Raw genomic sequence first — 26,797 nt, 5'->3', positions numbered from 1 at the left:
ATTCCTCAGAAAAACCGGCGGCCGGTCACCTCCGGGGAAGTGACCGGCCGCCCGGAGTCCCGGATCAGTCGGTGTGGCCGTCCAGCGCGGCCTGAATGAGGTCGTCGACGCTCATCTCGTCGATGTCCTCGTCAGACTGAGCTGTTCCCTTGCCGATGAGCTGCAGCAACGGCTCCAGCACGCCGATCTCGCGCAGTTGGGTGAGCGGTACCCGTGCCAGCAGGCCGCGGATCTCCGACTCCTCGGTGTCCACCGCGGCGGCATCCGGGATCAGCTCGGTCAGCACGTGCGTCGCGAGCTCCTCCGGTGACGGGTGGTCGAACACGAGAGTCGACGCCAGCGCCAGGCCCGTGGCGGCGTTGAGCTGGTTGCGCAGCTCCACCACCGCGAGAGAGTCGAACCCGAGGTCGCGGAACGGCCGATCGGGGCGCACGGCATCGACGTCGGCCTGTCCGAGCACCTCCGCCGCCCGTGTCCGCACCAGCTCCAGCACCTCGTCGTGCCGCTTCGCCGCGGGCAACGCCAGCAGCTTCTCGCGGAACGCGCCCTCGGCGACCGGGGCTTCGACCGCGGCCTCGGTGGCCAGTTCGCGCAGCAGCGGGTTCGGCCTGAACCCACCGGAGAACCTGCCCTTGTCGACCGCCGCCACAACCGCCGTGGACAGGCCCTCGCCGACGAGCTGCCGCAGAGCGACACACGCCAGCACCGGGTCCATCGAGGCGATACCGGCTCGTTTGGCGTTGGCCAGCGCATCTTCGGTGTCGGCCATTCCTCCGCCACCCCACGCACCCCACGCGATCGACGTCGCCGCGAGCCCCTGGCCCCGCCGGCGATCCGCGAGCGCGTCGAGCATCGCGTTGGCCGCCGCGTAGTTCGACTGGCCGGGGCTGCCGACCGACGACGACGCGGAGGAGAACAGCACGAACGCGTCGAGGTCAGCCGTCAGTTCGTCCAGCAGCAGTGCCGAGGTGACCTTGCTGCGGAACACCGCCTCGAACCGTTCCGGCGTCATCTTGTCCAGCACACCGTCGTCGATGATGCCGGCGGTGTGCACGACGCCCGTCAACGGCTGCGGGAGCGCGGAAAGCACTGCCCGCAACGACTTCCGGTCGGCCACGTCGCACGCGGCGATCGTGACGTCGACACCCAGGCCGACGAGTTCCGAACGCAACTCGTCGGCACCCGGCGCGTTCAGGCCGCTGCGGCTGACCAGAACCAGGTGCTCGGCGCCGTTCTGGGCGAGCATCCGGGCGACGTGGCCTCCGAGCGCACCGGTACCACCGGTGATCAGGACCGTGCCGCGTGGCTGCCACTCCTGTGCCGGCACAGGCGCCGGTGCGGCGACCAGTCGCCGGCCGGACAACCCGTTGGCCCGCACCGCGACCTGATCCTCGCCGTCGAGTCCGGAAAGGACGGACGTGAGCCCGTTCGCGACCCTGTCGTCGATGACGGAGGGCAGGTCGACCAGGCCGCCCCAGCGTTCGGGGTGTTCCAGCGTGACGACCCGGCCGAGGCCGTGGATCGCGGCCTGCGTCAGATCCTCGAGAGCCGTTCCGTTGACGGCGGCTCCGTCACGGGTCGCGCACCACAGCGGCGCGTTGATACCCGCGTCGCCGAGTGCCTGGATCAGCGCGGCGGTCAGCAGCACACCGGCGGGCGCGCTGCCCTCACCGGCGTCCGCGCGTCCGAGCAGCGACAGCACACCGGTGAACGACGTGCCCAGCGAGCGCAGTTCGTCCGCGATGGCCTCGCGGTCCGGCGCGGTGACGTCGATCCGCACCACGCTCACGCCGAGCGAGTCGATGACCGCGTCGCTCCACTCGTCGGCACCCGTCGTCACTGCCAGCCACGTGCCGGTCAGCTCACCGGACCTGTTGGTGTCCAACGACTTCCAGGTGATCCGGTGCCGCCAGCTGTCGACGAGCGCGTGGTCGGTGCGCTGCTTGCGCCAGTCGAGCAGCGCGGGCAGCACCTGCGACAGCGCGTCGGTGTCGACGCTCAGGACGTTCTGCAACGACCCGAAGTCCTCACCCTCGACCGCGGCCCAGAACGCCGTGTCGTCGCTCGCCGGTGCGGCGGGCTTCGCGGAGCCGACCATGGTCGAAGGCCAGAAACGCTGGTGCTGGAACGCGTAGGTCGGCAGCGTGATCTTGCGGCCTTGGGTGCCGAAGAAGCCGGCCCAGTCGACCTTCACGCCGCGGGTGTGCAGGCGGGCGAGTGCGCCGACGATCGACTGCTCCTCGTCGCGGTCCTTGCGCAGCAGCGGAATTCCTTCGACCAGACCGGACAGCGTGGCGTCCGGGCCGAGTTCGACGAACGTGGTGACGCCGCGTCCGGTGAGGGTCCTGATGTTGTCCGCGAACCGGACCGCTTCCCGCACGTGCCGCACCCAGTACTCGGGGTCGGTCACATCGCCTTCCGCCACCACGGGAATCCGCGGCTGCTGGAACGTCAGTGACTCCACAGTGGACCTGAACTCGTCCAGCATCGGGTCCATCAGCGGCGAGTGGAAGGCGTGCGAGACGCGCAAACGCTTGGCCTTCCAGCGTTCCGCGATCGCGACAACGGCTTGTTCCGGTCCGGCGATCACGACCGACTCGGGGCCGTTGACCGCCGCGATCACCACACCGTCGGTGAGGTGCGGCAGGACGACGTCCTCGCCGGCCTGGACCGCGACCATCGCGCCGCCCTCGGGCAGCGCCTGCATCAGCGCCGACCGCACGGTCACGAGCTTCGCGGCGTCTTCGAGGCTGAGCACCCCGGCGACGTGGGCGGCCGCGATCTCGCCGATCGAGTGGCCCGCCAGGAAGTCCGGCTTGAGGCCCCACGACTCGGCGAGGCGGAACAGCGCGACCTCGACGGCGAACAGCGCGGGCTGCGTGGTGCCGGTGAGGTTGAGCGCGTCCTGGTCGTCGCCCCAGACGATGTTCTTCAGGCCGGGGTCGAGATGGCTCAGGACCTCGTCGAACGCCGCCGCGAACACCGGGAACCTGGCGTGCAGTTCCCGGCCCATGCCGAGCCGCTGCGAGCCCTGACCGGCGAACAGGAACGCGAGTTTGCCGGAGCGCGCCACCTCGTCGCGGACGACCAGGGGGTTGCGGATGTCGGACGCCAGCGCGGCCAGCGCGCCGGTCAGCTCGTCGCGGCTGCTCGCCAGCACGACCGCGCGCTGGTCGAACGAGGCGCGCGTGGTGGCCGCCGAGCGGGCGATGTCGAGCAGGTCGGCGTCCACGTCGAGCAGGCGCGCGGCCTGGTCACGCAGGGCAGACGACGTCCGACCGGACACCAGCACCGGCAGCACGGCGAAGTTGTCCACAGATCGCCGAGCGGCCCCTTGACCAGCACTTTCTTCCGGTACGCTGGAAATTAGGGGGATCCCCGACGCTCCCGGCGCTTCCAAGATCACGTGCGCGTTGGTGCCGCTGGCGCCGAACGACGACACAGCGGCGCGTCGTGCGCGGTCGACCGCGGGCCACGCCGTGCGCTCCTGCAGCAGCTGCACCGCGCCGGCGGTCCAGTCGACGTGCGACGAGGGCGTCTCGGCGTGCAGGGTGCGAGGCAACTCGCCCGCCCGCATCGCCATCACCATCTTGATCACGCCCGCCACACCGGACGCCGCCTGCGTGTGGCCGATGTTCGACTTGACCGCGCCCAGCAGCAGTGGCGCCGGCCGATCCTGCCCATAGACGCCGATCAGCGCCTGCGCCTCGATCGGGTCGCCGAGCTTCGTGCCGGTGCCGTGCGCCTCCACCGCGTCCACATCGGACGGACGCAGTCCCGACGCGGCCAGCGCCCGCCGGATGACCCGTTGCTGGGCCGGTCCGGACGGGGCGGTCAGGCCGTTCGACGCGCCGTCGGAGTTGATCGCCGAGCCGCGCACGACCGCGAGCACCTCGTGGCCGTTGCGCTGAGCGTCCGACAGCCGCTCCAGCACCAGCATGCCGACGCCCTCTGCCCAGCCCGTGCCGTCGGCGTCGTCGGAGAACGCCTTGCAGCGCCCGTCCTCCGACAGCGCGCCCTGGGCGCTGAACTCGATGAACCCGACCGGCGTCGACATCACGCACACACCGCCGGCCAGCGCCATCTCGCACTCCCCCGTGCGCAGCGCCTGGGCCGCGAGGTGCAGCGAGACCAGCGACGACGAGCAGGCCGTGTCGACCGAGACCGTCGGGCCCTGCAGGCCGAACGTGTAGGCGAGGCGGCCGGACAGCAGCGACGCGGACTGCGCGGTCTGCCACTCCAGGCCCGTCTCCTCGGGCGACGGCCGGTACTCGCCGCTGCCACCACCGACGAACACACCGGTGACGCTGCCGCGGATCGTGGCCGGGTCGACACCCGCCCGTTCCAGTGCCTCCCAGGCGGTTTCGAGCACGATGCGCTGCTGCGGGTCCATGACCATCGCTTCCCGCGGCGAGATCGAGAAGAAGTCCGGGTCGAAGTTCGGCACGTCGTAGAGGAAACCGCCGCTGCGGGTGACGCTCTGTCCACTGTAGAGGGTGGCGAGGTCCCAGCCGCGGTCGGCGGGGAACTCCCCGATGGCGTCGACGCCGTCGAGCAGCAGCTTCCACAGGTCTTCCGGCGACCGCACGTCACCGGGGTAGCGGCAGGCCATGCCGACGATGGCGATCGGGTCATCGGTCAGGGTCCTGGTGACGAACTCGACCTCGTCCGCGCCGCCGAGGAGTTCGGCGAGCAGGTGCTCGGCGAGCTCGTTCGGTGTCGGGTAGTCGAACACGAGCGCGGCGCTGAGCTGCAGGCCCGACTCGGTCTGGATCTGGTTGCGCAGGTCGACGGCGGTGAGGGAGTCGAAACCGAGGTCGCGGAACGGCACGTCCGGCTCGATCGCGTCGGTCCCGTTGTGGCCGAGGACCAACGCCGCCTTCTCCCGGACGAGGGTCAGCAGGGCGCCGTGTCGTTCGTACTCGGGCAACCGCTCGATCACCTGCTTGAGAACCGGCTCGACGACCGCCTTCTCCTGCACGAACCCGCTGAACAGCTTGTTGGGCTGCTGGAACGTGCTCCAGTCGACGTTCGCGACGACGACGTTCGTCCGTCCACTCGCGACCGCGCTGTGCAGTGCCGCGATGGCGTTCGGGGCGTCGAGGACCGGGATGCCGCTCATCCGCAGATGTGCGGTCATGCTCTGGTCGGTCGTGCCCTCCCACGGCGAGTACGCGATGGAGGTCGCCTTGAGGCCACGGGTTCGCCGCTGCCGCGCGAAGTCCTCGACGATCGCGCTGTGCGCGGCCTGCTGGGCCTGGCCGCGGAAACCCCAGGTCCCGGCGACGGAACCGAAGACCACGAACGCTTCCAGGTCCCGGTCGCCCAGCTGCTCGTCGAGCTGCCGCAGGGAGTCGGCGCCGCCGAGGTGGATCACCGCGGTGACGTCGTCGGTCAGGGTGTCGGTGGTGTTCTCCAGCGCCCTGAGCTGCTCGCCCATCGGGCCTTCCGCGCCGATGAGCAGGATCTTGCCCGTCGGCGCCCACGGGGCGGTGGCCTCGATGCGGCGCAGTCGTGGCACGAACACGCCTTCGTCGTGGAACGCGACTTCCTGTTCCTGCGACGGAATCGCCCACGTGTCGGTGTCGACGCGGATCAGGCCGCCCCAGCGTTCCGGCTGTTCGAGCGCGGCGACGCGGCCTTCACCCCAGACAGCGGGTTCGTCGCTGACACACCACAGCGGGGCCGTGATGTCGTTCTCGGCCAGGGTGTTCAGGATCTCGAACGGGCTGGTGCCGCCCGTCGCGATCACGCCGGCGTAGTCACCGGGCACGAGTTCCGTGACGGTGTCGCCCGCGAAGCCCGTGGTGTCCCCGATCGCGAGCCAGGTGCCTTCGGTCGTGGTCCTGACCTGCTGCTGCTCCCACACGACCTCGTACAGCCAGTCGTCGGTGACGGACTTCGGCGTCGTGGTGGGCCAGAAGCGTTCGCGCTGGAACGCGTAGGTGGGCAGCGGAATGCGCTTCGCGGTGGTGCCGGCGAAGTACTCCGACCAGTCGACTTCGGCGCCGCGGACGTGCAGCGTGCCGAGGGCGAGAGCGAACGCGCTGACCTCGTCGCGGTCCTTGCGTTGCGTGGCAACGGCTCCGTCGACCATCGCGGCGAGCACGCCGTCCGGGCCGATCTCGACGAACGTGTCCACGTTGCCGAGGCTCTGGACGTTGTCGTGGAAGCGGACCGTGTCGCGGACGTGGTTCACCCAGTAGTCGACGGTCGTGACGTCGCCGGTGGTGGCCATCGGGATGCGGGGCGAGGTGAACGTGATGCCTGCGATCGCCGCGCGGAAGTCGTCCAGCATCGGGTCCATCAGCGGCGAGTGGAACGCGTGGCTGACGGTGAGCTGCTTGGTCTTCTCGAACTTCCTGGCGATCTTGGCCACTGCGGTCTTGTCACCGGCGATGACGACGCTGTTCGGTCCGTTGACCGCGGCGATCGACACCTTCTTGGACTTGCCGAGTTGTTTGCGAACCTCGGCTTCGGTGGCGAGGACGGAGACCATCGCGCCGCCGGCCGGGAGTGCCTGCATGAGCGCGGCGCGGGCGGTGACGAGCTTCGCGGCGTCCTCGAGGGTCAGCACGCCGGCGATGTGCGCGGCCGCGATCTCGCCGATGGAGTGGCCGGCGACGTGGTCGGGCAGGACGCCGAGGCTCTGGACGAGCCGGGCGAGCGCGACCTCGATCGCGAACAGTGCGGGCTGCGTGGTGCCGGTCTGGTCGAGCCGCTCCCCGTCCTCGCCCCAGATGATGTTCCTGAGGTTCGGGTCGAGGTGGGCGAGCACCTCGTCGAGGGCCTGCCGGAACGTGTCGAACCGCTCGTACAGCTCACGCCCCATGCCGAGGCGCTGCGAGCCCTGACCGGCGAACAGGAACGCCGTCGTGCCCGCCTTGCGTGCCACACCGCTCGTGACTTCGACGCCGTCGATCAACAACGCACGGTGCGCGAACTGCGCTCGCGTCGTGGCCGCAGAGAACGCGAGGTCGAGCTCATCGGCCTCGACCCCGCGGAGGCGGTCGATCTGAGCGCGCAGCGCATCGGAGGACTTCGCCGAAACAACGACGGGAGCCCCCTTGGGGGGACGCGAAGTCCCCACTCCAATCGTCGCACGAGAGGCCGGCGACTCCGGGCCGGCAAGATCGACAACTGCCGAGTTGTCCACAGGCACGGAGTTGTCCACAGATTCCTGCGCGACGCCCTGACCTGCGTTTTCGGCAGGTACGCTGGAAATTGGGGGGATCCCCGCAGCCGGCGCTTCCAAGATCACGTGGGCGTTGGTGCCGGAGAGGCCGAACGCCGAGATTCCGGCGCGACGCGGGCGGCCGGCGGAAGGCCAGGCCGTGTTCTCGGTGAGCAGCGAGACCGGGCCCGACGTCCAGTCGACGTGCGAGGTCGGCGCGTCCACGTGGAGCGTGCGGGGCAGCACGCCGTGACGCATCGCCTCGACCATCTTGATGACGCCCGCGACGCCCGCCGCCGCCTGCGAGTGGCCGATGTTCGACTTCACCGAGCCCAGGTAGAGCGGCTCGGAGCGGTCGGCGAACGTCGCGAGGAGCGCCTGCGCCTCGATCGGGTCGCCCAGGGTCGTGCCGGTGCCGTGCGCCTCCACGGCGTCGATGTCGCTCACGGACAGACCGGCGTCCGCGAGAGCGCGCCGGATGACGCGCTGCTGTGAGGGGCCGTTCGGGGCGGTGAGGCCGTTGGAGGCACCGTCGGAGTTGACGGCCGAGCCGCGCACGATGGCCAGAACCTCGTGACCGGCAGCGATGGCGTCCGACAGGCGTTCCAGCACGAGGATGCCCGCACCCTCGGACCACGCCGTGCCGTCGGCGCCGTCGGCGAAGGCCTTGCAGCGGCCGTCCGGCGCGAGTCCGCCCTGGGTGGTGAACTCGACGAACGAGTCGGGGCTCGACATGACGCTGACACCGCCGGCGAGCGCGAGAGAGCACTCACCAGAGCGGAGCGCGCGCATCGCCCAGTGCATTGCGACCAACGACGACGAGCAGGCCGTGTCGATGGTGACGGCGGGTCCTTCTAGTCCGAGGACGTAGGACAGGCGTCCGGACATGACCGACGCCGTGTTGCCGGTGGCGAGGTAGCCCTGGATGTCCGGGTCGAGCGAGCGGCGCAGGACGTTCTCGTAGTCCTGGCCGTTGGTGCCGACGAACACGCCGGTCGCGCTGCCCTTCAACGACAGCGGGTCGATGCCGGTGCGTTCCAGTGCCTCCCAGGCGGTTTCCAGCACCAGACGTTGCTGCGGGTCCATCGCGAGCGCTTCCCGCGGCGAGATGCCGAAGAAGTGCGCGTCGAAGTCCGCGACCCCGCTCAGGAAGCCGGCTTCCAGCGACGCCGACGCACCGGCGCCCAGCGCGGCCAGGTCCCAGCCGCGGTCGGCCGGGAACGAGCTGATGCCGTCGCCGCCGGAGGAAACCAGGTCCCAGAACGCTTCCGGCGACGTCACACCGCCGGGGAAGCGGCAGCCGATGCCGACGATCGCGATCGGGTCGTCGTCGACCCGCTGCGTGACCACCTCGGCGGGAACGTCACCGACCTCACCCAGCAGGAAGTCCGCCAGGTCGTAGGGGGTCGGGTAGTCGTAGAGCAACGACGCGGGCAGCGTCAGTTCGGTCGCGACCTGCAGGCGGTTGCGGAGTTCCAGCGTTGTCAGAGAATCAAAGCCGAGGTCGAGGAACGCGCGGTCCGGATCGATGTCGGAGGCGTTGCCGTGGCCCAGAACCGCGGCGATCTGACCGCGTACCAGGTCCAGCACGGCGCGGTTGCGTTCGGCCTTCGACAGGCCCGCCAGCGCCTTGCGGAACTGCGGCTGCTCGTTCTCGACGACCTTTTCCTTGGTGTGGAAGCGTTTGACCTCAGGCAGGTCGCCGACCAGCGGTGCCGGACGCAGACCGGCGAGCGCGGGCAGGAATCGTTCCCAGTCGATCTCGGCGACCAGCACGGCCGCGTCGCCGTGTTCGATGGCCTGGTGGAGCGCCTGCAACGCGAGGGCGGGCTCCATCGGCGTGAAACCGCCGCGCTTCAGGCGTTCCGCGACGCCGCCCGCGACCGCCATTCCGGCCCCGCCCCACGGTCCCCACGCCACCGAGGTGGCCGGAAGTCCCTGCAGGCGGCGGTGCTCGGCGAAGGTGTCGAGGAAGGCGTTGGCCGCGGCGTAGTTGCCCTGGCCCGCGCCGCCGATGACGCCCGCGGTCGACGCGAACAGCACGAACGCGTCGAGGTTGTCCGTGAGCTCGTGCAGGTTGCGGGTCGCGTGGACCTTGGCGCGCAACAGGTTCGTGAACGACGTGGCGTCCATCGACTCGACGAGGCCGTCCTCGACGACTCCCGCCGCGTGGAACACCGACGTGACCGGGTGCTCGGCGAGCAGTGCCGCCAGTGCGTCGCGGTCGGCGACGTCGCAGGCCTTGACGACCACGCGCGGGTCGTCGAAGTCCGCGGTCCCGGTGCGGCTGACGAGGACGACCTGTTCGGCGTCGTGGTCGAGCAGCCACTGCGCGACCTGCTTGCCGATCGCGCCCGTGCCGCCGGTGACGAGCACGCGGCCCGGCCGGTAGTCGCGGTGCAGCGCGCTCGGGGTGCTGTGGATGAGGCGGCGGCCGTAGACGCCGGACGGCCGCACCGCGACCTGGTCCTCGCCCGTACCGGCCAGCACGCCGGGGATGCGGCGCGCGGTGTTCCAGTCGAGCTGTGCGGGCAGGTCGATCAGGCCGCCCCAGCGCGTCGGGTGCTCCAGCGCGACGACGCGGCCGAGGCCCCAGACCGTGGCGCTGTCCGGGTTCGCGATCGGCTCGCCGCCGCCGGCCGACACCGCGCCGCTCGTCGCCACCCACAGCGGGGCGTCCTGTCCGGCGTCGCCGAGTGCCTGCACGACAACGGAAGTGCGAACCAGTGCGTCCTCGGCCTCGGCGTTGATCGCGAGCAGCGACAGCACGCCGGCGTAGTCACCGCGGACCTGTTCGGCGAGTTCTGTCCTTGTGGTGGCGTTGACCGTGACGGTCTCGACGCCCAGTGCTCCAATCAGTTCGGACGCGTCGTGGTCGGTGATGACGAGCCACGGGCCGGTGAGTGCGGACTGCGCGGTGATCGGTTTCCAGGTGACCGCATAGCGCCAGGAGTCCACAGTGGACTGCTGCTTGCGTGAACGCCACTGCGCCAGTGCGGTGAAGTCCTCGCGTTCGACGGCGGCCCAGAAGTCGTCGTCGACGAAGTCCCCGTCGGTGGCGGTCGCGGTGACGGGCTCCGGCCAGAACCGCTGGTGCTGGAACGGGTACGTCGGCAGCTCGACCTCGGCCGTGGCGCCCGCGAAGTACGCGGGCCAGTCGACGGTCGTGCCGCGCACGTGCAGGCCCGCGAGTGCGGTCAGCAGCGTGACGACCTCGTCTCGGTCGCGGCGCAGCGCGGGGACGAGCACCACCTCTTCGGTGAGCGACTCCTGGGCCATGCCGGTGAGCACGCCGTCCGGGCCGAGTTCCAGGAACGCCCGCACGCCCTTGGTTTCCAGCTGCGTGACGACGTCGGCGAACCGGACGGCGTCGCGGACGTGCCGGACCCAGTGGTCGGATTGGTGAACAATCCCACCAGTCAACAACGGGATCGTCGGATTGTTGAACGAAAGCCCGTCGACGACTTCGCGGAACTCGTCGAGCATCGGCTCCATCAGCGGCGAGTGGAACGCGTGGCTGACCTTGAGCCGCTTGGTCTTCTCGAACCGGCCCGCGATCGCCTCGGCTTCAGCCTCGTCGCCGGCGATCACGATGCTGGTCGGCCCGTTGACGGCGGCGATCGAGACGCGCTCGGTGAGCAACGGCGTGATGTCGCCCTCCGTCGCCTGCACGGCGATCATCGCGCCGCCGGTCGGCAGCGCCTGCATGAGACGGGCACGGGCGGAGATCAGCGCGCACGCGTCGTCCAGGCTGAGGACGCCCGCGACGTGCGCGGCGGCGATCTCGCCGATGGAGTGGCCCGCGAGGTAGTCCGGGGTGACGCCCCACGACTCGACGAGCCGGTAGAGGGCGACCTCGACCGCGAAGATCGCGGGCTGGGCGTAGCCGGTCTGATTGAGCTCGCTCTCGTCCTCGCCCCACATCACGTCGCGCAGCGGGCGGTCGAGGTCCGCGTCGAGGTAGGCGCAGACGGCGTCGAGGGCGTCGGCGAACACCGGGTAGCGCTCGTACAGCTCACGACCCATGCCGAGCCGCTGCGAACCCTGTCCGGTGAACAGGAACGCCGTGCGGCCGCGCGTGGTCTGCCCGCGCACGACAGCTTTGTCAGGCTGATCGTCGCGCAACGCCGTCAGGCCGCGCACCAGCTCGTCGCGGTCGCTCGCGATGACGACGGCACGCCGCTCGAACGTCGAACGCTGGGTGGCGAGCGAGGCGGCCAGGTTTCCGAGGTCCGCGTCGACGTCGAGGAGGCGACCCGCGAGCTGCTTGAGGGCCTCGTCCGCGCGCGCCGACAGCAGCACGGGCACTGCTCCGTTCGGCGGAATCGATTCCGACTGGCTGACCCCCTGGGGGGAAACACCCCCCATCCCAATCATCTCAGGGAGGTCTGACAATTCCGGAACGCTCGGGGCTTCTTCGAGCACCACGTGGGCGTTCGTTCCGGAGAGGCCGAACGACGAGACGGCGGCGCGCTTCGCGTGATCGGTCTGCGGCCACGACTCCTCGGTGGCGAGGAGCTTGATGGAGCCGGACGACCAGTCGACCTTCGTCGAGGGCTGGTCGACGTGGAGGGTGCGCGGCAGCACGCCTGCCCGCAGCGCCAACACCATCTTGATGATGGACGCGACGCCGGAGGCCATCTGGGTGTGGCCGATGTTCGACTTCATCGAGCCGAGCAGCAGTGGTTGCGAGCGGTTCTGGCCGTAGGTGGCGAGCAGGGCCTGGGCCTCAATCGGGTCGCCCAGAGCCGTGCCGGTGCCGTGGCCGTCGACCGCGTCCACTTCGGACGGTTCGAGGCGCGCGTTGGCCAGGGCCTGGCGGATCACTCGTTGCTGTGACGGGCCGTTCGGGGCGGTGAGGCCGTTGGAGGCGCCGTCCTGGTTCACCGCGGAGCCGCGCACGACCGCCAGGATGCGGTGGCCGTTGCGGACCGCGTCGGACACCCGCTCCAGCAGCACCAGGCCCACGCCCTCGGCGAGGGTCATGCCGTCGGCGGCGTCGGAGTAGGCCTTGCAGCGGCCATCGCGAGCCAGGGCGCGCTGCCGGCTGAAGCCGACGAACGCGCCGGGCGTCGCCATGACCGAGACGCCACCGGCCAGCGCCAGAGACGACTCGCCGTCGCGCAGTGACTGGCAGGCCAGGTGCAGTGCCACCAACGAAGAGGAGCAGGCCGTGTCGAGGGTGACGGCGGGGCCTTCGAGGCCGAACAGGTACGAGACGCGGCCGGACAGCACGCTGGAGAGCGTGCCGGTGATCATGTGGCCCTCGTCGCCGGGCTGGTCGGAGCCGCCCGCCGAGTAGTCCTGGTAGGAGGCGCCGATGAAGGCGCCGGTCAGGGTTCCCTTGAGCGACTGCGGGTCGATGCCGGCGCGTTCGATGGACTCCCAGGCGGTTTCGAGCAGGAGGCGTTGCTGCGGGTCCATCGACAGGGCCTCGCGCGGGCTGATGCCGAAGAAGCCGGGGTCGAAGTCCGCGACGTCGTGCAGGAAGCCGCCCTGCACCGAGTAGGCGCCGCCGGGGGCGTCCGGGTCGGGGTTGTAGAGGGAGTCGCCGTCCCAGCCGCGGTCGGCGGGGAAGCCGGAGATCGCGTCGACGCCGTTCATCACGACGTTCCACAGGTCTTCCGGTGTGGCAACGCCTCCCGGGTAGCGGCAGGCCATGCCGATGATCGCGATCGGCTCGTCGGACGCGGCCGAGGCGATCACCGGGGCGGTGGACGGGGTGTCGGCGCCGAGGAGTTCGCCGAGCAGGAACTCGGTCAGCGCGAGCGGGCTCGGGTGGTCGAACACCATCGTCGTCGGCAGCGTCAGACCCGTTGCGGCGGCGAGCTTGTTGCGCAGGTCGACGGCGGTGATCGAGTCGAAGCCGACCTCGCGGAACGCCCGGTGCTCGGTCAGCGCGTCGGTCGAGGCCATGCCCAGCACGGACGCGGCTTCGGCGCGGACGAGTTCCAGCAGTTGCTGCTCGCGTTCGGCGGGCGGCAGGGTCCTGAGCTTGGCCGCGAAGTCGTTGTCCGAGCTCGTGGCCTGCTCGGCGGCGACGGCGAGAGCGCGCACCTCCGGCAGTTCTTCGAAGAGCGTGCTCGGGCGCATCGCCGTGAAGACCGGGTGGTAGCGGTCCCACGCGATGTTCGCGATGGCGATCTCGGTGTCGTCGTCCTCGATCGCGCGCTGCAGACCGGCGAGTGCCAGGCGTGCCTTCATGAACTCCAGGCCGCTGCGCCGGATCTGGTCGGTGTCGACGCGGCCGAGGCCGATGTCGTCGGACCAGATGCCCCACGAGATCGAGGTGCATCGCAGGCCACGCGCGCGGCGGTTGGCGGCCAACGAGTTCAGGTAGGCGTTACCGGCCACATAGGACGCGTGGTTGCCTGAGCCCCACATTCCGGAGATGGAGGAGAACAGCACGAACGCGTCGAGGTCCTCGGTCAGCAGCGCGTCCAGGTGGGCGGCGCCGTCGACCTTGGCGGCGAGGATCTCGCTCAGACCCTCCACAGTGGATCCGTCGATGGAGTGCAGGCCGATCACCGCGGCGGTGTGGATGACCGAACGGATCTCGCGGCCTTCCGCGCGCAGGTCGTTCAGCATGCGTTCGACGTCGTCGCGCTGGGCGATGTCGCAGGAGACGACCGTGGTGGGCGTGCCGAGTTCTTCCAGCTCCGCGACGAGTTCGCGGGCGCCGGGAGCGTCGAGGCCGCGACGGCTGGTCAGCACCAGGTGGTCGGCGCCCTTGTGCGCGAAGAACCTCGCGACGTGCGGGCCGAGCGTTCCGGTGCCGCCGGTGATGATCGTGGTGCCGCGCGGGGTCCAGTCGCTCTCGGTGGGCTTGGACGGGGCTCGGACGACGCGGCGGGCGAGTGTGCCGGACGCGCGGATCGCGAGCTGGTCCTCGTCGCCGGCGTTGACCAGTGCCGAGACGAACCGTTGCGCCGCACGCTGGTCGAGCTGTTCCGGCAGGTCGAGGGAGCCGCCCCAGCGCTGCGGGTGCTCCAGCGCGGCGGTCCAGCCGATGCCGATCGCCTGCGCCTGCACCGGGTGGTCGACGGTGTCGGAGCGGCCGGTGGAGAGGGCGTTGCGGGAGACGTTCCAGACCGGGGCGTTGATCCCGGCGTCGCCGAGCGCGTTGATCAGGTGGACGGTCAGCAGCAGACCTGTTGGCAGGCCGAGGGTTCCGGGTCGTTCGTCGGTGGGCAGCAGCGAGACGACGCGGTCCGTCTCGCTGAGCTTGGCCGCGATCGAGGCGCGGTCGTCGTCGGCGTCGAGGATGACGCGGTGCACGTCACCGAGTGCGGTGACCACGTCGGTGTCGTCGATGGCGTCGGTGGTGATGACGGTCGTGGTGCCGGTGAGCCTGCCGTTGTCGAGTCCGCGCAACGGCTTCCACGTCGTGCGGTAGCGCCAGGAGTCCGTTGTGGACTGATCGCGACTGCTCTGGCGCCAGGTGTTCAGGGCGGGCAGGACGGCGGCGAGGGTGGCCTCGTCGAGGTGCAGGCTCTGGGTGAGGGTGGCGAGGTCGGACTGTTCGACGGCCTGCCAGAACGCGGAGTCGGCCGGGTCCGAGCCGGGTGCCGCGACGGGGTGCTGCGGCGGGCCGATCCAGAACCGTTCGTGCTGGAACGGGTAGGTGGGCAGGTCGACGCGGGTGCCGTCGAGGTGCCACTTGACGGGGTAGCCGCGGACCCAGACCTCCGCCAGTGACTGCAGGACGCGCTGCAGGCCGCCGATGTCGCGGCGCAGCGTGCCGGTGACGACGCCGCGCTTGCCTTCGAGCGCGTCCTGGACGCCCGGCGTGAGGACCGGGTGCGAGCTGACCTCCACGAACACCTGGTGTCCTGTGCCGATCAGCTGCTCGACGGCTTCGTGGAGGTGCACGGTCTGGCGGAGGTTCGTGAACCAGTACTCGGCGTCGGTGTTCGCGTCGTTCCACTCGCCGGTGACCGTGGAGAGGAACTTCGTGTGCGGGGTGAGCGGGGTGATGGTGGCGAGGTCGTTGAGGACGTCCTCGCGGATGTCCTCGACCTGGGCCGAGTGCGAGGCGTAGTCGACCTCGATGCGGCGGACTCGCACGCCCTGCTCGACCAGCTTGCCGCACAACGCGTCCAGCGCCTCCAGGTCGCCCGAGACGGCGACGCCGCGCGGGCCGTTGGTGGCGGCGAGGCTGAGGCGGTCGCCCCATTCTTCGAGGTGTGGCAGTACTTCGGCTGCCGACAGACCGATGGACACGATGCTGCCGCGGCCCGACATGACGCGGCCGATGGCCTGGCTGCGCAGGGCGACGACCCTGGCGGCGTCCTCGAGGCTCAGTGCCCCGCTGACCGCTGCCGCGGCGATCTCACCCTGGGAGTGGCCGATGACGGCGTCCGGGGTGACGCCGTGGTGCTTCCAGACCTCGGCGAGCGACACCATCATCGCCCAGCTCGCGGGCTGGACGACGTCGACGCGGTCGAGGCTGCCCGCGTTGCGGAGGACGTCGAGGAGGTTCCAGTCGAGGTGGGGTTGCAGGGCGGCGGCGCACTCGGCCATGCGGGCGGCGAAGATCGGCGACTCGTCGAGGAGCTGCGCGCCCATGCCGACCCATTGCGAGCCCTGGCCGGGGAAGATGAACGCGACCTTGCGCTCCAGGTCGGCGATGCCCCTGGTGTCGGTGCCGTCGATCAGGACGGCGCGGTGGTCGAAGTGGGGGCGCAGGCTCAGGCTGTACGCGATGTCGGCCGCGTCGGCGTCGACCGCGCGGATGCCTTCGAGTTGTGCGCGCAGGGCGGAGTCGGACTTGGCGGACACGAGCCACGGCACCGCTGCGCCCGACTGCGACATTGCTCCGTTCGGCGGAATCGATTCCGATTGACCGGCCCCCTGGGGGGAACCACCCCCCATCCCAATCATCTCAGGCAGGTCTGACAATTCCGGCGTACTCGGGGATTCCAAGATCACGTGCGCGTTCGTGCCGGAGATGCCGAACGACGAGACGGCGCAGCGGCGGGCGCGGCCGGTCTCGGGCCATGCCGTCGTGTCCTGCAGCAGCGAGATGGTGCCGGGGCTCCAGTCGACGTGCGTGGACGGTTCGGCGGCGTGCAACGTGCGGGGCAGGACGCCGTGCCGCAGCGCCATGACCATCTTGATGACGGACGCGACACCGGCGGCGGACTGGGTGTGGCCGATGTTCGACTTCACCGAACCCAGGAGCAGCGGGCGGTCGGCGTCGCGGTCGCGGCCGTAGGTGTTGAACAGGGCCTGCGCCTCGATCGGGTCGCCCAAAGATGTGCCGGTGCCGTGCGCGTCCAGGGCATCGATGTCCGCTGTGGTCACGCTGGCGTTGGCGAGGGCCTGCATGATGACGCGCTGCTGCGACGGGCCGTTCGGGGCGGACAGGCCGTTCGAGGCGCCGTCCTGGTTCACTGCCGAACCGCGGATCACGGCCAGGACGCGGTGCCCGGCGGCGAGAGCGTCGGACTGGCGCATCAGCAGGAGCATGCCGATGCCCTCGGACAGGGTCATGCCGTCCGCGGTGTCGGAGAACGACTTGCAGCGGCCGTCCTTCGCGAGAGCGCGCTGGCGGGAGAACGCGATCAGCGGCTTCGGGTTCGGCATGATCGTCGCGCCACCGGCGACGGCGAACGCCGACTCGCCCGTGCGGAGCGACTGGCACGCCAGATGCATTGCCACCAAAGAGGAAGAGCAGGCGGTGTCGACGGTGACGGCCGGGCCTTCGAAGCCGAACACGTAGGCGACGCGGCCCGACAGCACCGACGGCGAACTGCCGGTGACCTGGTAGCCCTCGGAGCCGCCGTCACCGCCGCCGTACTCGATGTAGGAGGAGCCGATGAACGCGCCGACCTTCTTGCCGCGCAACGCCGCCGGGTCGATGCCCGCGCGTTCGACGGCCTCCCAGGTGGTTTCGAGCAGGAGACGCTGCTGCGGGTCCATGCCGGTGGCCTCGCGGGGCGAGATGCCGAAGAACGCCGGGTCGAAGTCGCCCGCGTCCGGCAGGTAGCCGCCGGCGGTGGTGTAGGTGGTGCCGGGGCGGTCCGGGTCCGGGTCGTACATCTGCGCCATGTCGAAGCCGCGGTCCGCCGGGAACTCCGTGATCGCGTCGGTGCCGGCGAGCACCATCTCCCAGAACGCCTCCGGGGTGTTCGCGTCGCCGGGGAAGCGGCAGCTCATGCCGACGATCGCGATCGGCTCGTCCGAGTCGACGTTCGCCGTGTAGGTCAGCGCCTCCTCCGCCGAGCCGAGGAGTTCGGCCAGCAGGTGGTCGGCGAGCACGAGCGGGGTCGGGTAGTCGAAGACGAGGGTCGCGGGCAGCGGCAGACCGGTGGCGTCGGACAGCTTCTTGCGCAGCTCGACGGCGGTCAGCGAGTCGAAGCCGATGTCGCGGAAAGCGCGGTTCTCCCCCACCTCCTCGACCGAGCTGTGGCCGAGCGTCGCGGCCGCTTCGGCGCGCACGAGTTCGACGAGCTTGCGTTTCTGATCCTCTTCGGACAGTGAACGGAGGTTCTTCGCGAACTCCGAGTCGTCGCGCTTGACCTCCTCGACGACCGCGAGGGCCTTGACCTCGGGCAGGTCGGACAGCAGCGGCGCGGGGCGGACCGAGGTGAACAGCGGGAAGTAGGTGTCCCAGTTGATGTCCACGACGGTGACGCAGGTGTCGTCGTGCATCACGGCGCGGTTCAGTTCCACGACGGCCTGGTCGGGCTTCAGGAACGTGAGACCGCGGCGCGCCAGGTTGTCGGACATCGCCTCGTGCGTGGCCATGCCGACCTCGGCCCACGGGCCCCACGCGATCGACGTCGCGCGCAGACCACGGGCGCGGCGGGCTTCGGCGAGTGCGTCGCAGTAGGCGTTCGCGGCACCGTAGGCGGCCTGGCCGCCACTGCCCCACACGCCGGCGATCGAGCCGAACAACACGAAGAAGTCGACCTCGCCGACCAGCGCGTCGAGGTTCGCCGCACCGGTCACCTTGGCGGACAAAACGTTCGCAAATTCCGGCAACTCGGTCAGTTCGAGCGGGGCGTGCTGCGCGGCACCGGCGGTGTGCACGACACCGGACAGATCCGGGATGTCGTTGACGACCGCAGCCAGGGCGTCGCGGTCGGCGACGTCACAGGCCACAATGGACACGCGCGGTCCGAGTTCCTCCAGGGCTGCCTTGAGTTCGGCGGCGCCGGGAGCGTCCATGCCACGACGGGACGTGAGCACGAGGTTCTGAACGCCGCGCTCCGCCAGCCACTTCGCGGTCGTGGCGCCGAGCCCACCGGTGCCGCCGGTGATCAGCACGGTGCCGTGCGCGGTGTAGTCGGACGGCAGCGCGTCAACGGGGCGATGTGCGAGCCGGCGTCCCAGGACACCGGACGAGCGGACAGCCAACTGGTCCTCGCCGTCGAGACCGGCGACGCAGGACACGAAGCGGCGCAACGCGTTCTCGTCGGGCGCCGCGGGCATGTCGATCAGACCGGCCCAGCGCTGCGGGAGTTCGAGTGCGGCGGCGCGGCCGAAGCCCCAGACCGCGGCCTGCGCCGCGGACCGCACCTCGTCGGAGGTCTCGGCGGCGACCGCGCCGGACGTCACCGTCCAGATCGGCGTCCCGACGGACTTGACCAGCAGGACCGACTGCTCCAGGCCGGTCGTGAGGACGTCCGAGGGCGACTCGTCCAGCGCCACCAGCGACACGATCAGATCGCACTCGGGCACGTCGGCGAGCGAGGTGACGACCGTGACCTCGGCGCCGTGCGCGGCGAGGGCGGCGCGGTAGGGCTCGGCGTCGACGGCCGGGGTCGTCAGCACGGCGATGTGACCGGACAGGACCGGCGTGCCCGTGACGCGGACCGGTGCCCACAGCACGCGGTAGCGCCACGAGTCGAGCAGCGACTTCTCCTGGTTGCCCGCGCGCCACGACGACAGTGCCGGGATCAGGGAGTCCAGCGACGCGCTCTGCTCCTCGCCCAGCCTGAGCAGTGCCGCGAGTTCGCGGGCGTCGCCGCGTTCGATGGCCGCCCACAGCTTGGCGTCGGCCGGATCCGCGTCCGTGTCGGTCACGGCCGGGGCGGTGGAGCCGAGCGGCCAGTAGTACTCGTGCTGGAACGCGTAGGTCGGCAGCGACACCCGTTGTGCCGGGCCGAAGAAGGTCTTCCAGTCCACGGACACGCCCGACGCGTACAGCCGTCCCAGGGCCAGCGCGACCGACGCCGCTTCCGAACGGTCCTTGCGCAGCACCGGGATCGAGCCGTCGACGAGCGCCGACAGCGCGCCCTCCGGACCGATCTCCACGAACGTCGTCACGCCGGCGTCGCGGGCCGCCTCGACCGCGTCGTGGAAGCGGACGGCCTCGCGGACGTGGCGCACCCAGTAGTCGGATTGTTGAACAATCCCACCAGTGAACAGAGGGATCGTCGGATTGTTGAACGAAAGGCCCTCGACGACCTGGCGGAACTCGTCGAGCATCGGCTCCATCAGCGGCGAGTGGAAGGCGTGCGAGACGTCGAGCTGCTTGGACTTGCGCTCGTGGAATCGTTCAACAATCCTACGAACCTCGTCGTCCACGCCGGCGATCGTCACGGATTCCGGGCCGTTGATCGCGGCGATCGAGACACCGGACGTCAGCAGCGGGGCGATCTCGGCTTCCGTCGCTTGAAGCGCCACCATCGCGCCACCGGTCGGCAACGCCTGCATCAGGCGGGCGCGGGCCGACACGAGGGTGCAGGCGTCGTCCAGCGACAGAACACCGGCGACGTGCGCGGCGGCGACCTCGCCGATCGAGTGGCCGACCACGGCGTTGACCTTCACGCCCCACGACCGCACGAGCCGGAACAGCGCGACCTCGAAGGCGAACAGGGCGAGCTGGGCGTTGCCGGTCTGCCGCAGGTCCTCCTCGGAGGAACCCCACATCACGTCACGAACGGGAAGCCGGTCGAGCACCTCGTCCAGTGCGGCGGCGAACACCGGGTAGCGGGCGTGGAGTTCACGACCCATGCCCAGGCGCTGCGATCCCTGTCCGGAGAACAGGAACGCCACCTTGCCCGGCACGACCTCGCCTTCGATCACGGCGGCGTCGGGGTTCTCCGTCGCCAGCGCGCCCAAGGCCCGCAGCAGCGACTCACGATCAGAAGCCACCACAGCGGCCCGCTGCTCGAACGCCGAACGCGTCGTCGCCAGCGAGAAAGCCAAGTCGTGCAACGAAACGTCAGAGGACTCGACGTAGGAACGCAGACGCGCGGCCTGTCCTCGCACGGCACGGCGAGTGCGGCCGGACAACACCACCGGCACGACGACCGAGGAAGGCTCGGACGGCGTGACCTCAACGGCTGGCGGCTGCTCGATGATGACGTGCGCGTTGGTGCCCGAGATGCCGAACGACGAGACACCGGCACGGCGCGGGCGTTCCACGGCAGGCCACGAACGCGACGAGGTCAGCAGTTCGACGGCACCCTCGGTCCAATCGACGTGTGAGGAGGCCGTGGTGACGTGGAGGGTCTGCGGCAGCACGCCGTGACGCATCGCCTGCACCATCTTGATCACGCCCGCGACACCCGCGGCGGCCTGCGTGTGGCCCATGTTCGACTTCACCGAGCCGAGCAGCAGGGGTTCCGAGCGGTTCTGGCCGTAGGTGGCCAGCAGGGCCTGCGCCTCGATCGGGTCGCCCAGGGTCGTGCCGGTGCCGTGCGCCTCGACGACGTCCACATCGGACGTTGCCAGGCCCGCGTTCGCCAGTGCGGCGCGGATCACGCGCTGCTGAGCGGGGCCGTTCGGCGCCATCAGGCCGTTCGAGGCGCCGTCCTGGTTCACGGCCGATCCTCGTACAACAGCGAGTACGGGGTGTCCGTTGCGCACGGCATCGGAAAGTCGTTCCAGCACAACGACACCGGCGCCCTCGGACCAGCCGACGCCGTCGGCCGAGTCGGAGAACGCCTTGCAGCGGCCGTCCGGCGACAGACCGCGCTGCCGGGAGAACTCGACCAGCGCCGTCGGCGTCGACATGACCGTCACGCCACCGGCCAGCGCCAGCGAGCACTCCCCCGCGCGCAGGGCCTGCATCGCCCAGTGCATCGCGACCAGCGACGACGAACACGCGGTGTCGACGGTGACCGCGGGACCTTCCAGGCCGAGGGTGTAGGAGACCCGGCCGGACACAATGGACGGTGACGTACCGGAGCCCTGGAAGCCCTCGAAGTCACCACCGGCCAGACGCGCACCGTAGTCGTTGTACATGACGCCCGCGAACACGCCGGTCTGCGTACCGCGCAACGAGACTGGGTCGATCCCGGCGTGTTCGATCGCCTCCCACACGACCTCGAGCAGGATGCGCTGCTGCGAGTCCGTGCCGAGAGCCTCACGCGGGGACATGCCGAAGAAACCGGCGTCGAACTCGCCCGCGTCGTGCAGGAAGCCACCGGAGCGCGAGTACGTCGTGCCGGGGTGGTCGGGGTCGGGGTGGTAGAGGTTCTCGAGGTCCCAGCCGCGGTTCGACGGCAGGCCCGACACGGCGTCGCCGCCCTCGGACACCATCCGCCACAGGTCGTCGGCCGAGCCGATGCCGTCCGGATAGCGGCAGCCCATGCCGACGATGACGATCGGATCGTCCGAGGCGGCGGCGCGCACCTGTTCCGGCACAACGACATCCGTGTCGCCGGCGAACAGCTCGTCCAGCAGGTGGGCGGACAGGGCGTCGGGCGTCGGGTAGTCGAACACCATCGTCGCGGGCAGGCGCAGGCCTGTCACCGCGGTCAGCTGGTTGCGCAGCTCGACGGCGGTCAGCGAGTCGAAGCCCAGGTCCTGGAACTGGCGGGACGGCTCGATCTCGTCACCGGAGGCGTGGCCGAGCACGGCCGCGACCTGGCCGCGAACGAGCTCCAGCACGGCGTCCGACCGTTCCTCCGCGCCCAGCACCGACAGGCGGCGGATCAACGTGTCCGCGGTCTCCGAACCCGAAGCGGCGCGGCGCGTGCGCATCCGGATCAGGCCGCGCAGCAGCGGCGGCACTTCGCCGCGTTGCCGCAACGTCGCCAGGTCCAGGCGTGCCGGCACCAGCGCCGGCACCGAGGAGGTGACACCGCGATCGAACAGGCTGAGACCCTGCTCCACGGTGAGCGGCGGCATTCCGGTGCGTGTCATGCGTTCGGCGTCCGCGTCGGACAGCATGCCCTCGACGGCCCACGCGCCCCACGCCAGCGAGACGGTGTTCGGGCGGTGCTCCGCGAGCGCGTCGAGGAAGTGGTTGCCGGCGGCGTAGTTCGCCTGGCCGGCCGTGCCCCAGGTGCCCGCGAGCGACGAGAACAGCACCAGCGGCACGTCCGGCAGCGCCTGCGCCAGGTTCCAGGCGGCATCGACCTTGGGGCGCAGCACCGTGTGCAGGCGCTCCGGGGTCAGCGACGAGATCACGCCGTCGTCCAGCACGCCCGCACTGTGCACGACCGACGAGATCTCGTGCGCCGCAACGAGAGCAGCGAGTGCCTCAGGATCTGCGACATCGCAGGCCACGACGGAGACAGTGGCGCCCAACGCTTCCAGGTCCGAGACGTCGCCTGTGCCGCGGCGGCTGACCAGCAGGAGGTTCTGGACGCCGTGCTCGGCGACCAGGTGCCGGGCGATGACCTTGCCCAGGCCGCCCGTGCCGCCGGTGATCAGGACCTGCCGGCCCCAGTCGATCGGCGTTTCCTCGATCTCGGCGCGGGCCAGGCGCGGCGCGTAGATCTCACCGTCGCGCAACGCCAGCTGCGGCTCGTCGGATCCGGCGGCCGCGGCGAGAGCGGCCTGGGAGGCTTCCGTGCCGTCCAGCTCGATCAACGAGAAGCGGCCCGGCGACTCGGACTGCGCCGAACGCACCATGCCCCAGACCGCGGCGGACGCGAGGTCCGAGCTGCTCGTCACGAACACGATGCGTTCGTCGCGCTCTTCCTGCAGAAGGCCGAGAACGCGCTCCGTCAGTTCGTGGACCGACGCGACGACGTCCTCATCCCCTTGCAGGGGAACGATCAGGACGTCAGCGTCCGCGTCGGCCGCGGGCACCGTCACCGGCACCCAGTCGACCTTGAACAGCGAGTCGCGGTCCACGGAGGACTGCACCGCGACCGGCCGCACCACGAGGGAGTCGACGGACGCGACCGGTGCGCCGGCACCGTCGACGGCGGCGATGGCGTAGGCGTTGTCGCCGGAACGGGTCAGGCGGACGCGCAGCGAGGAGGCGCCGGTCGCGTGAAGCGACACGCCCTCCCACGAGAACGGCAGCCCGGCCTCGCCCTCACCGGAGATGATCGCGGCGTGCAGGGCGGCGTCCAGCAGTGCCGGGTGCAGCCCGAATCCGGCCGGGTCGACGCCCTCCGGCAGCGCGACCTCGGCGTAGACGACGCCGTCCTCGCCGCGCCAGGCCGCCTTCAGTCCCTGGAAGACGGGCCCGTACTCGAAGCCCATCGTGGCGAAGTTCTCGTAGCAGCCTTCGGTGTCGATCGCGGTGGTGCCGGCGGGCGGCCACACCGCGGTGTCGAAGGAGAGTTCGCGTGCGGGCGCGCCGAGCAGACCGATCGCGTGCTGCGTCCACGGTTCGTCGTCGGAACCCTCCGCGCGCGAGTAGATCTTGACGGTGCGGCGGCCGTTCGCGTCGGCGTTGCCGATCCACAGCTGCACCTGGACGCCGCCGCGTTCGGGGACGAGCAACGGCGCGGTCAGCGTCAGTTCCTCGACGCGGTCGCAGCCGACCTCGTCACCGGCGCGGATCGCCAGTTCCAGGTAGGCCGTGCCGGGCAACAGGACCGCGCCGCGCACGGCGTGATCGACCAGCCACGGGTGGGTCTGCCGGGTCAGGCGGCCGGTGAGCAGCGCGCCGTCCTGGTCGGCGAACGAGACGGTGGCGGTGAGCAGCGGGTGTTGTGCGGCACCGAGTCCGGCGGCGCGCGGGTCGTGGAAACCGCCGCCGCCCTTGGGCCAGTAGCGCTTCGCCTGGAACGCGTACGTCGGCAGGTCGACGCGTTTCGTGTTCGTCTGCGCGAAGTAGGCGTTCCAGTCGACCTTGGTGCCGCGGACGTGCAGGCCCGCCAACGCCGTGGTGATGGCCTCGATCTCGTCACGGCCCTTGCGCAGCAACGGGATGGCGCCTTCTTCGACCAGCGCGGACAGGACGCCGTCGGGGCCGATCTCCAGGAACTGGGTGACGCCGTGGGTTTTCAGCCAGCTGATGCCGTCGGCGAATCTCACGGTCTCGCGAACGTGAGAGACCCAGTAGTCGGCGGTGGTGATCTGCTCGACGCGGGCCTGTTCACCGGTGAGGTGGGAGATCAGCGGGATGATCGGCGCTTCGAAGGTGATGTCCGCGATCGCTTCGCGGAACTCGTCGAGCATCGGCTCCATCAGCGGCGAGTGGAACGCGTGGGAGACGTGCAGTTGCTTGGTCTTGCGGTCTTCGAAGTGCTTGGCGACTTCGCGGGTTTCCGCTTCGGTGCCCGCGATGACGATGCTCGTAGGGCCGTTGATGGCGGCGATGGAGACGTTCGTGGTCAGGTGCGGGGTGACCTCGTCCTCGGTGGCCTGGACGGCGATCATCACGCCGCCGGCCGGGAGGTTCTGCATGAGCTGTGCGCGGGCCTGGACCAGCTTGGCCGCGTCTTCGAGGCTGAACACGCCGGCGATGTGGGCGGCGGCGATCTCGCCGATGGAGTGGCCGGCGACGAAGTCCGGCTTCAGGCCCCAGGACTCGGCGAGGCGGTAGAGGGCGACCTCGACGGCGAACAGCGCGGGCTGGGTGTGGCGGGTCTGGTCGAGGGCTTCCTCGTCGTCGCCCCAGATGACGGCTTGGAGGTCCGGGTCCAGGTGGTTCAGGACCTCGTCGAACGCCTCGGCGAAGACCGGGAAGCGGGCGTGCAGGTCGCGGCCCATGTTCAGGCGCTGGGCGCCCTGGCCGGTGAACAGGAAGGCCTGTTTGGCTCGGGCGGCGGTGCCCTGGATCAGGCCGGGGGCGGGGGTGCCGTTGAGCAGGGCTTCGAGGCCGGTGCGGAGGTCGCCGACGATCGCGGCGCGATGGTCGAACGAGGCGCGGGTGGTGGCGAGGGAGTAGGCGAGGTCGAGAGGGTCGGCGCCGGCGACGGCGAGCAGGCGCTCGGCCTGTTCCCGCAGGGCATCACGCGACCGGCCCGACACGAGGAACGGCACGGCGCCCGCGCTCGCCACCGGCAGGGCTTCGGCCTGGTCAGACGCGGCGGCCCTGTTCGGAATCGATACGGATTCACCGGCCCCCTGGGGGGATCCACCCCCCATCCCAATCATCTCAGGGAGGTCTGACAATTCCTGGGCGGGCGCTTCCTCGATGATCGTGTGCGCGTTGGTGCCGGACAGGCCGAACGACGACACGGCCGCACGGCGCGGCTGACCGGTGGAAGGCCACGGGGTGTTCGAGGTGACCAGCTGAACGGCGCCGGCCTCCCAGTCGACGTGGGTGGAAGGCGCGTCGACGCCCAGCGTCTGGGGCACGACGCCCGCCCGGATAGCCATGATCATCTTGATCACACCGGCCACGCCCGCCGCGGCCTGGGTGTGGCTGATGTTCGACTTCACCGAACCCAGCAGCAGGGGCTGTTCGGGCGAGCGGTTGCGGCCGTAGGTGGCCAGAAGTGCCTGGGCCTCCACCGGGTCGCCCAGGACGGTGCCGGTGCCGTGTGCCTCGACCACGTCGATCTGGTCACTGGTCAGGCGGGCGTTCACCAGCGCGGACTTGATGACTCGCTGCTGCGACGGGCCGTTCGGGGCGGTCAGGCCGTTGGAGGCGCCGTCCTGGTTGACGGCCGAACCGCGCAGGACGGCCAGCACCTCGTGGCCGTTCGCGCGTGCGTCGGAGAGGCGTTCCAGCACGAGCATGCCGACGCCCTCGGACCAGCCCGTGCCGTCGGCCGCGTCGGCGAACGAGCGGCAGCGGCCGTCCGAGGACAGGCCGCCCTGGCGCGAGAACTCCACGAAGGTCGCCGGGTTCGCCATGACGGTGACGCCGCCGGCCAAGGCCAGAGTGGACTCACCGGCGCGCAGGGACTGCATCGCCAGGTGCATTGCCACCAAAGAAGAAGAGCAGGCCGTGTCCAGGGTGACGGACGGGCCGACGAAGCCGAGGGTGTAGGAGATGCGACCCGAGATGACCGAGTTCGAGGAGCCGAGCAGGACCATGCCCTCGCCGCCCTCGCCGGGGCCGAGCTGGTAGTCCTGGTTCATCGCGCCCGCGAAGACCGCGGTCTGCGTGCCCTTCAACGCGTGCGGGTCGATGCCCGCGCGTTCCAGGGCCTCCCAGGTGACCTCCAGCAGCACGCGCTGCTGCGGGTTCATGCCGAGGGCCTCGCGGGGTGAGATGCCGAAGAAGTCGGCGTCGAACTCGCCCGCTCCCTCGAGGAAACCACCCTGGTCGCTCGACGACAGGGCGAGCATCTCGGGATCCCAGCCGCGGTCGTCGGGGAAGGCACGGATGCCGTGTTCTCCGTTGACGACCATCCGCCACAGATCTTCGGGACCGCGCACCCCGCCGGGGAAACGACAGCCGATGCCGACCACGGCGATCGGTTCCGCCGCGGCAGCCTCGATGTCCTGCAGGCGCCTCTTGGTGCGCTGAAGGTCCGTGCTTGCCCGGCGGAGGTAGTCCCGGAGCTTCTGTTCGTTGTCCAT

The 26,797-nt window shown here is 70.5% G+C and carries 1 protein-coding gene; it reads right to left on the bottom strand.

The window, feature by feature from the left end:
• Positions 1 to 64: 64 nt before the first annotated feature.
• Positions 65 to 26,797 (bottom strand): type I polyketide synthase, encoded by a 26,733-nt coding sequence (locus tag ACIRG5_RS07500; RefSeq protein ID WP_402901662.1) that lies wholly within the window; start codon positions 26,795 to 26,797, stop codon positions 65 to 67.

This window comes from Lentzea sp. NPDC102401, assembly GCF_044765805.1.
Lineage (GTDB): Bacteria > Actinomycetota > Actinomycetes > Mycobacteriales > Pseudonocardiaceae > Lentzea > Lentzea sokolovensis.
Note: the sequence above shows the minus strand (reverse complement) of the source record. Positions and strands in the feature narration are given on the sequence as shown.